The sequence below is a fragment of the Levilactobacillus fuyuanensis genome (genome assembly GCF_003946395.1).
Classification (GTDB): Bacteria; Bacillota; Bacilli; order Lactobacillales; family Lactobacillaceae; genus Levilactobacillus; species Levilactobacillus fuyuanensis.
The window spans coordinates 97631-113258 of sequence record NZ_RHNZ01000009.1 but is presented as its reverse complement, the minus strand read 5'-3'; the positions used below and the strand labels follow the sequence as shown (position 1 = coordinate 113258).

General features: G+C 49.9%; 18 protein-coding genes. 4 read left to right on the top strand and 14 right to left on the bottom strand.

Annotated elements, in window-relative coordinates; translation table 11 throughout:
• Window positions 1–83 precede the first annotated feature (83 nt).
• Genes ptsP through EKM73_RS06710 form a run of 6 tightly spaced genes read right to left on the bottom strand, consistent with a single transcriptional unit; the run spans window position 84 to window position 5075 of the window.
• Window positions 84–1814 (bottom strand): phosphoenolpyruvate--protein phosphotransferase, encoded by a 1731-nt coding sequence (gene ptsP, locus EKM73_RS06735; protein WP_125701203.1) that lies wholly within the window; start codon window positions 1812–1814, stop codon window positions 84–86.
• A 33-nt stretch (window positions 1815–1847) separates the two neighbouring features.
• A complete protein-coding gene (locus EKM73_RS06730; protein ID WP_225421326.1) occupies window positions 1848–2390 on the bottom strand; it encodes a hypothetical protein in 543 nt (180 codons plus the stop codon).
• A 41-nt stretch (window positions 2391–2431) separates the two neighbouring features.
• Entirely contained in the window at window positions 2432–2914 is a 483-nt protein-coding gene (locus tag EKM73_RS06725) for a PTS system mannose/fructose/N-acetylgalactosamine-transporter subunit IIB (protein ID WP_125701202.1), read from the bottom strand.
• 35 nt (window positions 2915–2949) lie between these two features.
• Window positions 2950–3366, bottom strand: a complete 417-nt coding sequence (locus tag EKM73_RS06720) for a PTS sugar transporter subunit IIA (RefSeq protein WP_020088324.1) — start codon at window positions 3364–3366, stop codon at window positions 2950–2952.
• A gap of 18 nt (window positions 3367–3384) precedes the next feature.
• On the bottom strand, window positions 3385–4290 hold the full coding sequence (locus EKM73_RS06715; RefSeq protein WP_125701201.1) for a PTS system mannose/fructose/sorbose family transporter subunit IID: 906 nt from the start codon (window positions 4288–4290) through the stop codon (window positions 3385–3387).
• 14 nt (window positions 4291–4304) lie between these two features.
• Window positions 4305–5075, bottom strand: a complete 771-nt coding sequence (locus tag EKM73_RS06710) for a PTS mannose/fructose/sorbose/N-acetylgalactosamine transporter subunit IIC (RefSeq protein WP_020088326.1) — start codon at window positions 5073–5075, stop codon at window positions 4305–4307.
• A gap of 171 nt (window positions 5076–5246) precedes the next feature.
• Here EKM73_RS06710 and EKM73_RS06705 point away from each other — a divergent pair, with 171 nt between their 5' ends.
• Both EKM73_RS06705 and EKM73_RS06700 read left to right on the top strand, forming a co-directional pair.
• Window positions 5247–5903 carry a histidine phosphatase family protein gene (locus EKM73_RS06705; protein ID WP_125701200.1) on the top strand — a complete coding sequence of 219 codons (657 nt, stop codon included), beginning with the start codon at window positions 5247–5249 and terminating at the stop codon, window positions 5901–5903.
• Between the two features lie 373 nt (window positions 5904–6276).
• Window positions 6277–7173, top strand: coding sequence for a LysR family transcriptional regulator (locus EKM73_RS06700; protein ID WP_125701199.1), 897 nt, complete (start codon window positions 6277–6279; stop codon window positions 7171–7173).
• A 72-nt stretch (window positions 7174–7245) separates the two neighbouring features.
• Here EKM73_RS06700 and EKM73_RS06695 read toward each other — a convergent pair whose 3' ends face one another.
• Window positions 7246–7632 carry a hypothetical protein gene (locus EKM73_RS06695; protein ID WP_125701198.1) on the bottom strand — a complete coding sequence of 129 codons (387 nt, stop codon included), beginning with the start codon at window positions 7630–7632 and terminating at the stop codon, window positions 7246–7248.
• A gap of 22 nt (window positions 7633–7654) precedes the next feature.
• The gene (locus tag EKM73_RS06690) at window positions 7655–8059 is read right to left on the bottom strand and encodes a DUF948 domain-containing protein (protein WP_125701197.1); all 405 of its coding nucleotides are present in this window, start codon (window positions 8057–8059) and stop codon (window positions 7655–7657) included.
• 202 nt (window positions 8060–8261) lie between these two features.
• On the opposite strand from EKM73_RS06690, the gene EKM73_RS06685 reads away from it, so the two are divergent.
• Window positions 8262–9134 carry a mechanosensitive ion channel family protein gene (locus tag EKM73_RS06685; protein ID WP_125701196.1) on the top strand — a complete coding sequence of 291 codons (873 nt, stop codon included), beginning with the start codon at window positions 8262–8264 and terminating at the stop codon, window positions 9132–9134.
• Window positions 9135–9503: 369 nt separating this feature from the next.
• Here EKM73_RS06685 and cbpB read toward each other — a convergent pair whose 3' ends face one another.
• From cbpB to murI, 4 genes are read right to left on the bottom strand one after another with little or no spacing between them, the layout of a single operon-like run.
• Window positions 9504–9995, bottom strand: coding sequence for a cyclic-di-AMP-binding protein CbpB (gene cbpB / locus EKM73_RS06680; protein ID WP_125701195.1), 492 nt, complete (start codon window positions 9993–9995; stop codon window positions 9504–9506).
• An 8-nt stretch (window positions 9996–10003) separates the two neighbouring features.
• Window positions 10004–10537 (bottom strand): metallophosphoesterase, encoded by a 534-nt coding sequence (locus tag EKM73_RS06675; protein ID WP_125701194.1) that lies wholly within the window; start codon window positions 10535–10537, stop codon window positions 10004–10006.
• A gap of 2 nt (window positions 10538–10539) precedes the next feature.
• The gene (locus EKM73_RS06670) at window positions 10540–11139 is read right to left on the bottom strand and encodes an XTP/dITP diphosphatase (RefSeq protein WP_125701193.1); all 600 of its coding nucleotides are present in this window, start codon (window positions 11137–11139) and stop codon (window positions 10540–10542) included.
• 3 nt (window positions 11140–11142) lie between these two features.
• Window positions 11143–11976, bottom strand: coding sequence for a glutamate racemase (gene murI, locus EKM73_RS06665; protein ID WP_125701192.1), 834 nt, complete (start codon window positions 11974–11976; stop codon window positions 11143–11145).
• A 186-nt stretch (window positions 11977–12162) separates the two neighbouring features.
• On the opposite strand from murI, the gene EKM73_RS06660 reads away from it, so the two are divergent.
• On the top strand, window positions 12163–12681 hold the full coding sequence (locus tag EKM73_RS06660) for a YslB family protein (protein ID WP_125701191.1): 519 nt from the start codon (window positions 12163–12165) through the stop codon (window positions 12679–12681).
• Window positions 12682–12822: 141 nt separating this feature from the next.
• Here the strand turns inward: EKM73_RS06660 and trxA are convergent, their stop codons facing one another.
• Together trxA and EKM73_RS06650 are read right to left on the bottom strand one after the other, a co-directional pair.
• On the bottom strand, window positions 12823–13137 hold the full coding sequence (gene trxA / locus EKM73_RS06655; RefSeq protein ID WP_020088337.1) for a thioredoxin: 315 nt from the start codon (window positions 13135–13137) through the stop codon (window positions 12823–12825).
• Between the two features lie 120 nt (window positions 13138–13257).
• A complete protein-coding gene (locus EKM73_RS06650; protein ID WP_125701190.1) occupies window positions 13258–15621 on the bottom strand; it encodes an endonuclease MutS2 in 2364 nt (787 codons plus the stop codon).
• Between the last annotated feature and the right edge of the window lie 7 nt (window positions 15622–15628).

Sequence of the window (15628 nt, the reverse complement as noted above, 5' to 3'; positions counted from 1 at the left end):
ACTCAAAAAAATTGCCTAATCTCAATGGATTAGACAACTTTATAAATAGAATTACCAACAACAGTTGACATAGAACCATTAAATTACCCTTGACTCGTTTTCAACTTCTCAACCAACGCCTTAACCTGATCACTCGTTTCACAGTCGTTAATAGCTGCTTCCGCAAGATCACTCAGGGTCGAGGCATCCAGTTGTTTCATCAAGTTCCGAGTCTTCAGAACCGACGTGGCACTCATGGAGAATTCATCGAGGCCCATCCCCATCAGCAGCGGTACCGCCGTCTGGTCACCGGCCATTTCACCACACATCGCCACGCTCGTTCCGTGACGGTGAGCGGCCTTGATGACGTGGTTGATCAGTCCCAAGAGGCTTGGGTGGTACGGCTGGTAGAGGTAGAAAACCCGTTCGTTCCCCCGGTCAGCCGCGAAGGTATACTGGATCAGGTCGTTGGTCCCAATACTAAAGAAGTCAACTTCCTTAGCAAAGTGATCGGCAAAGATCGCAGCGTTAGGAATTTCAATCATCATACCTAACTTGATGGTCTCGCCCACCTTGACACCAGCCTCAACCAACTTCGTCTTTTCTTCGTTGAAGATGGTCTTGGCCTGCCGCAACTCTTCCAGCGTGGCAATCATTGGGAACATGATTCCCAAGTCACCAAACGCCGAGGCCCGAATCAGTGCCCGCAGTTGTGTCCGGAAAATGTCCTGCCGCTTCAGGGAAATCCGGATTGCCCGGTAGCCCAAGAACGGATTCATTTCCTTTGGCAATTGCATGTATGGCAGATCCTTGTCGCCCCCGATATCCATCGTCCGGATGACCACTGGCTTGCCGTCCATTTGTTCGACGGCCGCCTTGTAGGCAGCAAACTGGGTATCTTCGGAAGGCAACTGATCGCTGTCCATGTAAAGAAATTCGGAACGGAACAGTCCAATTCCCTCGGCACCAGACTTCAGAACGGCTGGCAAATCTGCCGGCGTCCCAATGTTAGCAGCCAACATGAAGGATTGCCCGTCCTTAGAAACGGTCGGTTCGTCCTTCAGCTTCTCCCACAACGCCTTTTGTTCGGCAAAATCACTAGCCTGTTGCTGGTAGTCTGCCAACTCGGTTTCGTCAGGTTCAGCCAGAGCTACCCCATGCAATCCATCCAAGATGACCGTTTGTCCATCTTGAATACTCGTCGTAGCGTTCTCCGTTCCGACAACCGCTGGAATCTCCAACGTCCGGGACATGATGGCCGAGTGACTCGTCCGGCCACCTAGGTCCACCAGGATTCCCTTCACGAACTGCCGGTCCAATTGGGCCGTATCGGAAGGCGTCAGGTCATGGGAGACCACGACGACCGGCGACTTAACCAGTGCCAAATTAGGCAACGGCCGGTTCAACAAATGGCTGAGGACCCGCTTCGTCACGTCGCGGACATCGGCTGCCCGTTCCTGCATGTAAGCGTTATCAGTCATGGCCTCAAGCATAGCCGAGAACTGGTCAGCCACGTCCTGTTGCGCCGTCTCGGCGTTGCAGGACTTCTGGGTGATTTCGTCCTCTACCTGTTTGATAAAGTCAGGATCATTGACCATTGCCAGGTGGGCATCGAAGACCTCTGCTTCTTTAGGGCCAAGGTTTTCGAGCGCTTTAGCTTTGATCTCTTCCAGCTCGGTCACGGTAATCTTCCGAGCTGCGGCCAACCGATCGATTTCAGCTTGGGGATCGGTAACCGTCGTTTTTTCGAAACTTAAATCTGGGTCAACTAACGTGTAGGCCTTAGCGATGCCAATCCCATCGCTGGCCGCGATTCCTGTAATTTTCGTCGACATACGTCATTTCTCCTCGAGTAATTCAGTCCGTCATCAGCGCTTCTTCTCCAGCACCTTATTGACCAGAATGCTGGGGTTGTGTTTCACTCCTTGACGTTGTAGCTCCTCAAAGATATTAAGGAATTGCTTCTGCCGGAACTTAAACCCGTCGATCATGATGGAATAGAAGGCCATGTTCCCATTACTAACGAGATTCCGCGTGAGGACCACGTTCTTCTCGTCCTGACTGACCACCGTCTTCCGAGCTAAGATACCGATCTGCATGACGGCATTGTTCGGGGTCATTTCAATCTTCAAGATATCCGCCCACGGCACCACGACCGCTGGTTCCTGCGTATTATCCGTAATGCCCTGATCGTCGAAAATATAGTCGGGACGTTTCGCATGACCCTTCACCGCAGTATCAAAGGCTGCATAGAAGAACAGCAAGCCAAAGGCCACCGCCACAATCTTCATAATTAGCCAAGTCGAGGTGAAGACCACCCCACAGATGGCCAGGCCAAACAGAATGAAGACAATCGTCGTCATATAAACTCGTAATCGACTGGGATAAACTTCGTACGCTTCTTTCATCATCAATTCCTCAAATCATTTGTGAACTAACCCGCCGCCAACTGTTACTTGATAGCTGAGTCGTATTCTACTCGCTTGGAGTCTGGCACAGTTTGGAAGTAGATTTCCAAACCATTGTCGTGGAAGTCCTTCAAGAGTGCCTTTTCGTCATCACCAATGGCAACCGTTGGGATAACAAACTTGGTGTTGGCCTTCTTGGAAACCCCACCGACGTTGAGTTCCTTTAATTCCAGACCAGCGTCCATGGCTTCCTTAACTTCCTTGATATACTTGAAGACCACAACGACCTTGTCATCGCCGAATTGGTTCTTCTTCCATTCTTCAGCAACTTCAGTGGCACTGTAAACCTTGATACTCAGGCCACCGGTAGAGTTGGTGCTAACGTAGATGTCTTTCATGAAATCGTCAGCAGCCGTAGCGTTGTCCACCACGTAAACGGAATTTGTCCCAAAACCCTTGGTCCACTTCGTCATAACTTGGCCGTGAATCAAACGATCATCGACCCGTGCTAAATTAATTTGTCCCATAATAGTTATCCTCCAATTTTAACGTCCGTAATTTTCTATGATTGGTGTAAGAAATTCTTGTCGATCAATTTCATCCCTTCGGTGGCAACACCGATAGAATCCGTGATCAACTTTTCAGTATTATCCTCAGCTTCTGAGAAGTTCAGAATGTTGACGAGGAGCGGTAAACTCAGGCCCGTCACGATCTTCATGTCGTGATACTTGGCCAGAGTTGACAGGGACACGTTAGATGGACTCCCACCTAATAAGTCGACTAACAGAACAGTTTCGTCATAATCGGCTTCGTTGGCTTGTAAAATATCATAAACTTTTGTCCGCAAATCATCAACCGATTCGCCGGGATGTAGGCCCAATGCTTTCACATTTTCCTGTGGTCCCATTAATAATTCCATACTCTTGACGGTTTCAACACCCATATCACCGTGGGTAATCACTAAGAATGCACGTTTCATAATCGCTAATTCCTCCTATTAGATGACGTAGAAGATACTCAATACGACTAACGCAATGGTCAAGTAAACCAGACCACGCGTGATCTTGAGACCCTTCTTCTGGAAGTACCAGTACAGCATCAGTACGGCGAACAGTGGCAGGATCCCTGGGAGGATCGTGTTCAAGATATCCTGAACGTCAAAGACCTTTTTACTGATACTAAACTTCAGGTAACTTTGGATCTTAATGTATTGCCCAGCTAAGATCCCCATCATGTAGAGCCCGAGAACCCCTAATCCATCAATGATACCGGCCATTCGGCCACCAGTCATGATTTCCTTAGCGGCAGCCCGCCCCAGTGAGTAACCCATCTTAGTAAAGTAATAACCATAAGTAAAGGTTGCGATGGCGAAACAGAGGAATGGTAGCAAGGCCCCCATGAAGTTCCCTTTCTGAGCGAAAGGCAAGAAGATGGCGATGAAGATGTATTGCACAGTCCCGGAGTCAATGGAGTCCCCAATACCAGCCAGTGGACCCATCAGCCCAACCTTGGTGTTGTTGATCATGTCTTCAGAGATTGGTTCCTCACCGTTAGCTAAGGCCTTGGCCCGTGCTTCTTCCAGTGAGAGTGTCACACCGGTTAACGTTCCCCCACCCCAAGTGGCCTGGGTGTTGAAGAATAACAGATGCCGTTGAAAGGCTTTTGCCAATTCGGTTTTGTCCTTGTATAACTTTTTTAAGTTTGGAATCAACCCGAAACAGAAGGCTGGTGCCAACATCCGGTCAAAGGTATGTGGGACTTCGTTAGCCCACCACCAACGGAACCAGGATTTCATTAAATCTTTATTCGTAATTTTATCAGGTTGCGGAATCCGATGTTCTTCAGCTTGAACATCTTCGTTTTCAGCAACGTCAGCGTTGTTTGCAGCTACTTCTTCACTCATTGATTTCTACCTCCTTAATTCGTCGATTTCTTTGAAGTAAACGTCACGTAGAGGATGGCAAAGATGGCACCGAAGATGGCGTAGATCGTCATGCTGATGTCCAACTTGGCAAAGGCCACACTCATGAAGTAAGCCAGGAAGAAGAATGGTAAGAGTTGTTTCTTCCCAATAACTTGCATGATTACGGCGATCCCTAAGGCAGCCAACCCACCGCCGACACTGTTCAAGACGTGAATCAACGTCCCGTGTTCGATGTTAGCAACTAAGCCAGAGATAACGGGTGCTCCGAAGTAAAGGGCGATGAACATCAGCGGAATGAACAGTGCGAAGGAAATCAAGGTTGGAATCCCCATGATGGCAAATCCTAAGCCCCGGGCATTCCCTTCCTTGGCGTACTTGTCCATTGGCTTCAACGCGAAGGTGTTGAGGAAGAATCTGAATTGATAGAGGTAACTTCCGAGTAACCCAACTGGCACCGCAATCGCGATGGCCCCTTGAGGACTCATGTGGCCGAGCAGTGCAACTGGCACCGCAATGGCCGTGGCAATACATGGTTCAGCGGGTAAGGCTCCCCCTGGCGCAACAAACCCCATGTAGACTAACTGAATGGCAGCGGTTACAATCATAGCTTGTTTGATGTCTCCCATGATGAACCCAACCATCATCCCTGTCATCAGCGGACTAAACCGCATTGTCAGGGTTGAAAAACCTAAAATTCGTGATTCAACCAAAGCGACCCAAAGTGCAATCAGTAACGCTTGCCAGATAGATAACGTCACATGCATGATAAATGCCTCCCTAAAATAAAATATATAATGGCTACACAAGATAATCATTCTTACCTGTCCGGTAAAAACATCTGTCTCTATTATAAATGAAATCGGTTCCATTACAACCTTGAATATAATCTTTTTTTCGAATAGAATGGAATCAAACCATAATGGGGGTAAAATAGCATGACTGAAATCACAATTTACGTTGTCCGCCATGGCGAAACCTTACTGAACTCTTTTGATCGGATGCAGGGCTGGGTGGATTCTGACCTCACAGCTAAGGGCCGGCAACAAGCCCTGACTACGGGAAAACAGTTGGCAAACATTCCATTTGATTATGTTTGCTCGTCGGATCTCAACCGCGCTATCGACACGCGCGACTTGATTCTCTCGCAGCTGACCCATCAGCCCAAGATTATTACGCCCAATGCAACCTTCCGCGAGGTCTTCTTCGGTTATTATGAAGGTCTCAATGCTCCAGCCGCCTGGCAGGAAGTCTCGCAGGCCACAGGCTACGCTGGTCAAGAAGAACTGATCAGTCACTTCGGTTTTCCCAAAACACGTCAGCTCATGCACGATGCGGACCCTGCTCATCAAGCGGAGACTTACGATCAGGTGATTGCCCGCTGGCGACACGGCTTTGACGTGCTTCACGAAGCATGCCCGGACAAGGCCACTGTCCTGTTAATTACCCACGGGACATTCATTCGGACGCTAGCCGATCACCAGGGGATTGATATTTTGGGGAACTTCCCATTGAATGGCAGTGTGTCTATTGTGAAGGAAACCAATGACAGTATAAAACTCGTGAGCTATAATCAGACTACAGCTATTAAATAGTGTTGGTGGTGCTGTCAAAACCTGTCGCCTTCGGTTGCCAGGGATTCCACCTGCTGCGGGGACCGGTGAAAGTCTGGAAAGCGGTCTTTCACCTCGCTTTGAATCCGCAAAAAATCATGCGTATCCAAAGTGTCCGGTGCTGTAAGAACGGGAAAATTCAATCGCCCGTTCTAACACCACAATCATGGCTGGCTCCATCCCTGGCCTCCTGCGGCTAAACTAGTTTTAACAGCCAACATTGTTCGACAATGCATCTAAACTCTTCTTTTAGCACGACCTTGTTATCTATCGTCTATCACTTTGAGCCACCATAATAGACATCGCAACCATAATAATCATTTTAGTATTTTAGAATAAAATTGGAGATAGACTCATGAATTCTGAGCTTTTGCAGACCTTTTTAAAAATTGTTGAATACCGGCAGATCTCTCAGGCTGCAGATTCTCTGTATATTACGCAAGCCGCCGTAAGTAACCGGTTACATCGCATGGAGAGCCTCTTGGGGGTCAAGCTGATCAACCGGGTCAAAGGGAATAATACAATCTCTTTGACACCCTATGGTACACGCCTTGTACCAATTGCCCGCCAATGGATTCAGCTCAGCGACCAAGTTGATAGTCTCAAGGAGATGGGTGACTACCACGTTTTGACGGTAGCGACCTCACTGGATATCAACACGGCTATCCTTTCCGAAATCGCGCCACAGGCTTTGCAGGACGATACTTTACTACGGCTCAACATCCAAACAACTGACGACTTGAATATATACAACCTGATTGATAACGATCTTGTAGACATTGGCTTTTCCTTTATTGAATCCACCCGTCACAAGATTGAGACGCGAAAAATTGGGCAGGAACGACTGGTGCTCGTGACCAAGCCAACCAGTAACTATCCAGACTTTGTCGGGACGACCATGCTCTCGCGCTACGATGAATTGATGATTCCCTACAGTGACAGCTATCGTAAGTGGCACATGCTGTGCTGGGAGGACAAGATTCCCCCATTTGTGCGGCTCGACACCAGCCTCGCCGTCCCCCAGTACCTGGTCAACGACCGCAATTGGGCGTTGATTCCAGAATCCATGGCCCGTTTCTTTATCAAACACGGGCAACCTCTGCGGATTCTTCATTTGATGGAAAAGCCGCCAGTGCTGCCCCTGATTGCAGTGAGTCGTCCGCAGCGGCTCAATGCCCCGGAATCCAAGAAACTGGTGGTCAAGATGCAATCTGAATTATTCAAAATGCAGCAAGACAACGACTTTATCTAGACAAAACAAAACGGACGCGTTGACCCTACCCTAATCGGCAGTGGTCAACGCGTCCGCTATTTAGTTTAAAAATTATTCGGCGTTGTCGCTGTTCGCTTCATCGTCAGCAACAGTATCACTGGCGTCTTCATCGCTAGCAGGCTTCTCGTCTGGTAAGTCAGCGACTTCATCACTACTCAAAACAATGTCATCGGCTGGTTCGTCGGCAACATCGTCCGGCACCGTCTTCCAGGCTGGGGCATCGTCTTTGGCTTCAAACTTATCGTTCAAAGCTTCTTTGAAATCATCTGCTGCGTCTGCGGCATAGAAGGCGTAATCCACGGCGCGGTCTTTGAAAGCATTGTAGCGGTCACGTGCGGCGTCCTTTAAGGCTTCGCGTTGTTCTAAGTCTAAGGCGTGATAGGCTGCGTAGGCTGCCCCACCGACTAATAATCCTGCTAATAACTTGTGTTTTGCCATACTAATGACTCCCTTTCCGTGATTATTCCTTATTTTTGTGATTTCTGTAGAGGTCAAACGCCGTCTTGCCAACCTTGGCAGCTAGTGACGTCTTGGCCGTCTGTTTAGCCGTATCCGACACGCGGTCGGTCAGGTTCCGGGTCGCCGTGTTCAAATCAGAAACACTTTCACCCAGATCCGCTGCGGCCTGGAAGACTGGATCGATGGTGGCAACTTTCTGGTTAACGTCTTCCAGTAATTCATTCGCGTTAGCCATGATATTTTCAGCCTGGTGACTGATAACATCGAGATCCGACGTCATCGTTTTCACCGACTTATTTACCTCACCTAACGTTTTATTCATCTTGACTAAGAACATGCCAATGAAGAGGACCAGAATCAAAAACGCAATCGCTGCGATCAGGCCCGCTACTTGTCCACCGGTCATGACAACCCCTCCTTGTACTCAGTTACTTACCAATAGAATAGCATTCTCAAGGGACGGGTGCAATTAAAACCCCAAATCCGGCCGCCATTTCTCGTCCAACTCTGGGCGCCACCTGTAAAATCTGCTAAACTAGAGAATAAACTCCCTGTACTATACGCTCACTAGTCAGCGTCCAGTGCGGGCTTCAAAGGAGACGCGTTTCTTGACGGACCTCGTAACGACCACGGCCACTTCTTCCAAGTGGTTCCAACACTATGTCACTTCTTTTGACTTGGAGAAGTTCATGCACCTCATTACCAGTCGCTTTCTGTCTTTACTTTTTTTAACACTTTTATTTTTTGTCATCAATCTTGTCGGGAAATTCATCCTGCGGCGTAGCTTCAAGCGCTACTTAGTGCCCAAATCTGGCCCCAGCAATCGGCTGCAAACAATCAGCATGCTGACGATGAATCTCTTTCACTACACGATCCTTTTCTTTTGGATCTATGCCCTACTGTCCACGCTGGGCGTTCCCGTCGGCACATTAATCGCCGGTGCCGGAATCTTCAGTTTGGCATTAGGCCTGGGTGCTCAAGGGTTTGTGAGCGATCTGGTTACTGGGATCTCCATTCTCATGGAACAGCAGCTCGATGTCGGTGATGTCGTTCAGATTGGCACGATTGAAGGCACGGTCACATCGATTGGACTGCGAACCACGCAGGTCACGAGCGCCGATGGAACGTTGAACTTCATTCCCAACCGCAACATTACCATCGTTTCCAACCGGTCACGAAATAACATGCACGCACTGGTCAACATCCCCATTGCCCCGACAACGCCGGTAGAAAAATTACCGGCTATTATCAAAGAAGTCAATGAGAAGCTGTTGCCACAACACCCTAGCGTCATCGGCGAGCCGGCCATCACCGGCGTAGTTACCCTGCCACCAAACGAACTGGTCTTTCAAGTTGCCTTGACCTGCAAGAGCGGCAGTCAGTTTGCGCTTCAGGCCAGTTTTCTGACAGCCTACCTGAAAGCCATCCGCCAAGCTGGGATTCAATTGCCGACCCATGCGTCGATGCCCGCTAGCAAGTAAGTCAAGGGAAGTCGCCTGCGGCTGCCAGAGACTCCACCTGCTGTGGGGCCGCCTGCAGCCACAAAACGGGCTTCCGGCTCGGTTTGAAACCTCGCTAGAACATGCGAGTCTCCAAACACGTCCCGCGCTGTAAGGCCGAGAAACCCACTCGGTCTAACACCGCTGTCACGGCTGGCTACGTCTCTGGCCTCCTACGGCTAAACTGTCTTTTAGCTTAAACTTGCGCGCATCGTTGTTGCGATATCAAACAATGTTATTTTTTCAATACCAGCAAGCTTCTCATACAATTAGGCAGCAAAACGACCGAATCTTCTGTTAAATTAGAAGATTCGGTCGTTTTATTTTACGCTATTAGCTACAGGCGGCCAATTACTTCTCGGCCTGGTCTGCCACCTTTTCTTTCGCGGTTACATCATAATATTTGTGGAGATTGTGCGCCATGAAATTAATCCGTTTCAACAGCTCACGCCGTGTGATAATTCCCTGGAAGACCTTATCGTCATCAACCAGGGGAATAAACGGCTCATCCACTAAGTAGTTTAAAATTGTTTCGAGTTTGGTTGGGTCACTTACCCACCGGTTGACCGGCAACATGGCATCGGCCACCGTATAGCGACTGAGCTGTTCCACAGCCGCCCCCGGCACGTGCAGGAGATATTCCGAAATAGCTGCCAACGAAATCATCCCCTGTAAGCGATCATCCGGCGTCAGCACGGGGATTCGGCTGTAACCGACCTTCGATAGCACCATAAAGGCGTGTTCTAAAGTATTGGTTGCCGTGACGTTCGCAACCACATCCGCAGAGATCACATAGCTCTTCGGGTCTTTAAGCAGCATTTGTTCAACGGCTGGGTCAATCATGCCTTAATTCATCCTTTCTGCGTCTCCGTACGGGCAAACGTGAATTTCAAATCCGGCACGGGCTGCCCGTCCCGCGTCACGTACTGAACGATCCACTGAGTCGCCGTGACCGTGATAACCGCACACGTTCCGCCTAAATACTGAAACTCACCGCGCGGTTGACTGATACTCCCAGGATTCACAAACAGATGACCACCAACCACTTCGGCAGCCAACTGGTGCGTGTGCCCGTAGAAAACAGCCTCGGCCTGAGCGGCATCCGCGCGTAGCTTCAACTGGGTCAGATCCCAGTTCACGCCATCGTGATGCCCATGCGTTAGTAAGACTTGTCGCCCATCAACTTCAGACGTGACGACCAACGGCAGATTGGTATCAAAATCCATATTGCCCTGGACCACGTAAGCGTCCTGAAACCACGGATCATCGGCCGTCATTTCCGAATCGCCGCAGTGGAATACGGCATCCGGTTGTAGCTGTTTCTTTAAGGCAACCAAGATGTCCCGGTCACCATGATTATCACTGATCACTAACCATCGACTCATCGTTAAGCCTCCCACCAGGCGTCGAACTGCGGTAACATCGCCGCCACAGCCTTGGCCCTGTGACTGTGCTGATTCTTAGTCGCCAAGCCCATTTCGGCAAAGGTCAACCGTTCCTCAGGCACATAGAATAACGGATCATACCCAAAGCCATCGTGGCCTCGGGGTGCCGTTAGGATTTCACCCCGGACTTCACCGGTGGCAACTAACTTCTTACCATCGGGCTTGATGAGGACCAGTGACGTGTGAAAGGCTGCCCCCCGTTTTGCGGCGGGAACCCCTTCCAAGTTCGCCAGTAATTTCTCATTGTTCTTGGCATCGTCGTGGTCGCCCGCATAACGAGCCGAGTAAATGCCCGGCTCACCATTCAATGCATCGACCATCAACCCTGAGTCATCAGCCAACACGGGCAGTTGCGTCTCGTGCGCGACCGCCGTTGCCTTTAACGTGGCATTCTCGGTAAAAGTCGTCCCGGTCTCCACAACCTGCTTGAGATTGGGAAAATCCGCCAGCGTCTTCACTGTCAAGCCTTTGGGCTCAAAGATCGCGCGGAATTCGCGGGCCTTACCGGCGTTGTTCGTGGCAATGACAATCGTGTTTTCCATTCGTTATTCAACCTCCGTTGTTTGGATCAACTCCGCTACGGGCAAATGCTGTGCCCGAACAGGCGTCTCTACTAACCAATTATCGGCTAATTCATTGAATCGGTCAACGTCACCCGTGGTGAAATAGTCGCCCGCCGGATGCTGAACACCGCTTGGATTGGCTAAGTTCCAGTAATCCAACAACGATGTCGCCATGTTAGCCGTGGCGGTCCCGGGATCAACCAAGATCACGTCGGGCCCAACCACTTCCTGAATCAATGTCCGCAGCAGTGGGAAATGCGTGCAACCCATGACTAAGGTATCGATATCCTTATCCAGTAATGGTGCTAGTCCGGCCTTGACCACGGACTGTGCATGAGCTGACGTTAAATCGTTAGCTTCCACTAGATCCACAAAATTTTGAACGGCTAAACTAAAGACCGTGTTATGCGGGTCCTTTGCCAAAATCGTTTGCTGGTATTGGTCGCTCTTGACCGTTCCGGTAGTCGCAATCACGCCGATCCGATGATTCCGCGTCGCCTGCACTGCCGCGCGGGCGCCGGGTGCGATAACACCCACGACTGGAATGGTCAGTTCCTTTTGCATGGTCGTGAGGGCTGCCGCCGTCGCCGTGTTGCAGGCGATAATCAACATTTTAATATCTGCCTGGCGTTGTAAGAACCCGGCAATTTGACGCGTGAAGGTCGTGACCTCCGCCGCATCGCGAGGACCATATGGCAACCGTGCCTGGTCCCCTAAAAAGACTGTTTTTTCGGTAGGCAACAGCCGTTGAACTTCTTTTAATACCGTTAAGCCGCCGACTCCAGAATCCATTAACCCAATTGGACTGTTTTGCATGAATCAACGCTCCTCTCAATTACTTGAAACTATATTATCGCCTTTTTATGAAGCGGATTCAAGTTTCTTGCCGTGAAAATATCTACAGGTGTAAAAAAATCGTTAAATTTATCATGAGTTCAATGTTACTTAGTTTTTAAGGTATAATGAATTCAGAATATAATTCGGACAAAGGAGCCAACTATTTTGAAAAACTTATACCAGACCGTCATGAATGATGCTGCGGGGGCTCAGTATCTTCCCCAGATGATTCTTCGTGATGCTCTCATTCCAGAATTGCTCGGCGATGACAAGGGGGCCATCGGTTACTGGGCCGGTAAATCACTCGCGCGGAAATTCCCGATTGGCAATCCTAAGGACGCCGCCATCTTTTTTGAGCAAGTTGGTTTTGGAACCCTCTCGCTTGAAAAACAAACATCACACATGACCCGCTGGCAACTCAGTGGTGATCCTGTTCGCCTCCGGCTTCAAGTCGTCGGCGACACCGACTTCACCCTCGAAGCTGGCTTTCTTGCCGAAATGATGGCCCAACAACTGGGCATCATCACCGAAGCAGAATTGGTGGAAACTGGCCGTAAGTTAAAGAACCAAGCCGTCACCTTCGACGTTTACACGGACCCAGACGACGTGATTCCAGAATACGATGCGCCACAGCCGCTCAGCTTGGTTAAACCAGCTGGCGAGAGTGATGATAGCGGAGACTAGACGCTATCCTTTTTTAAAGCGATAAATATAAGTGAAATCCATTTGAGGTTTCACTTTTTTTATTTTTCAATATCTTACCCGTTTATACAAAACGACTGCTACGGAATTGTCCGCGGCAGTCGTTTTTTTCGACCGGCGTCTTTAAGCTTCGACGTATTGGTCTAAAATCTTCTTTAATTGATCCTTGGAGTGGTAGCCCACGATGGAATCGACCACTTTGCCGTCCTTCTTGACCAGCAATGTTGGGATACTCATGATACCAAAGGATTGTGGCGTGTTAGGGTTGGCGTCAACGTCCATCTTGTTAAAGGTAACGTTGTCCATTTCCCCAGCCAATTGTTCAACTACTGGTGATTGCATCCGACAAGGACCACACCACGTTGCCCAAAAGTCAGTCAGGGTAACGCCCGTAGCAGTATCTTGTTCAAAGGTTTTGTCCGTTGTTTCCGTAACCATTGTATTGCCTCCCTATCAAATTCATAACTTAACTACCAGCAGCATTTCAGGTTGCTTCATAATCAGTCTACCAGACTTTGATAAAATCACAACTAAATTGCTTGCAACTTAATTGTCAGGCTATTTAAACCGCACGACCGTGGAGCCATCGCCCCCGGCATTGGCAGGTGAGAAGCCAAAGCTCTTGATGCGGTTGTTGCGCTTCAGATAGTCCGTTACACCCTTACGTAGGGCCCCGGTCCCCTTCCCGTGAATAATCGTCACGGATGGGTAACCTGCCAGTAGCGCAGAATCAATGTAGCGATCCACTTCGGCCATAGCCTCTTCGTAGCGGTGTCCCCGCAAGTCCAAAGTTGGTGACATGCCGGATGCCCCGGACCGGCGAACCGTTGCCCGGGGCTGCTTCTTACTCTTGGCAGAGTCCTTGGCCTTCTCCAGGTCGTTATTGGCAATCTTCATCTTCAAGATACCCAGCTGAACTTCCCAATGATTATCGTCCAGTTGTTGCATCAAGACCCCGATTTGACCGTAAGACTTCACGAGAACACTGTCGCCCTTGTGGAAGTCAAGCTTGGCCTTTTCACGCCGCAGAACCCGATTTTTCTTCAGCTTGGTATCCTGCTGCAGGGCGTTCAAGGCCCCTTGTGCGGAAATCAGCTCATCTTCCTTGACCACACTCTGACCGGCCGCCAATTGCTTCTTGCGAATATCCGCGATAATCTGGTTGGCCCGTTTCCGGGATTCATCGACCAAGCGGTTCGCATCGCGTTTGGCATCCAACATGAGTTGGTCCTTCTGGTGCTGATACTGCTCGAATTGTTTCTGCAGCTGGTCATGGAGCGCATTGGCTTCCTCCAACTGTGTCTGTAACTCGGCCGCATCCCGATCTGCATGGCGTTTCTGCTCAGTCAGGTCGCTGATCATGGCATTCAGGTCTTGACTATCTTGATCGGTCAAGCCGCGAGCGGCATCGATAACCTGAGCTGGCATGCCCAAACGAGAGGCGATATCCAGCGCGTTACTCCGTCCAGGAATCCCAATCAACAAGTGATAGGTCGGCCGTAGCGTCTCGCCGTTAAATTCCATACTAGCGTTGATGGTATCTGGCCGATTGTACCCATAAGCCTTCAGCTCAGGGTAGTGGGTCGAGGCCATCACGTAACTACCCAGCGTCCCAATCTCGTCCAGAATGGCAATGGCCAAGGCGGCCCCTTCTTGAGGGTCGGTCCCGGCACCTAATTCATCGACAACGATCAGGCTACGTTCGTCAGCTTGTTGGAGAATGGCGACGATGTTTTCCATGTGACCAGAGAAAGTACTCAGACTCTGCTCGATGGATTGTTCATCCCCGATATCGGCAAAGATATCATCGAAGACACCAATCACACTGTTTTCGTTAGCCGGAATAAATAACCCCGACTGGCCCATCAATTGGACCAGCGCCAGTGTCTTCAGTGTGATGGTCTTCCCACCGGTGTTTGGCCCCGTCACGATAATTGCCTTGTAGTCACGACCAATCGTAATATCATTGGCAACGACCTTCTTTTGGTCGATCAACGGGTGCCGTGCTTGCCGCAAGTTCACCTGATTATCCAGTGACAGCTTTGGTTCGCTGGCCTTCAGTTGATGGGCGTAGCGGGCCTTCGCATTGATGAAGTCAAAGTGACCGAGTAACTCGGCATTGCGGAGAATTTCATCCTGATAAGGCGACAGTAAGGCCGTCAGCTCAGCCAGAATCCGTTGTTCTTCGTGACGTTCATCCATTTGGTTCTGCCGCAAGCGGTTGTTTAAGCCCACGACTGCCTGCGGTTCAATGAACAGCGTTTGCCCACTGGCACTCTGATCATGCACGATCCCGCCAAAGCGTTGCTTGTATTCGGCCCGAACTGGAATTACGTAGCGGTCGTCACGGATCGTCACGATGGTTTCGCTCAGGTACTTGGCGTCCTTACCCCGCGTGTATTGGTCCATCGTGGTACGGATGGCCGCCTCGGTCTGGGTGATGTGTTGCCGGATCTGTTTTAATGCTGGTGAAGCTTCGTCCGTAATGTGACCGTCGCCTTCCAGCGAGGTCCGTAAACGACGCGTCACATCGGGTAAGGTCACGAGTTCCTTGACTACCCGGTTCAACCGCCGTAAATCGATTTCTTTGTCTTCCAAATCGCGGAAGAACTTTACCACGGAACTCGTCGTCCAGAGGACCCGACTGATCTGAGCCAGTTCGAGACCATTCAGGGCGGCTTCCATAGCTAAGCGGTGTAAATGGGGCCGGATATCATCCAACTTGGGCAGTGGAATCCCACTCTCCAAGCGATAAATGTCCGCGCCATCTCGCGTTTCATCGAGCCAAATCTGGAGTTGCTTCACATCGGCCGTGGGCTGGAGCTGATTGAGCTCATGTTGCCCAGCGGCGGAGACTAAATAACCGCGAAGCGCCTGCTTGATGCGGTCGTACTCCATAATTTTTAATGTTTTTTGATTCATAGGACGC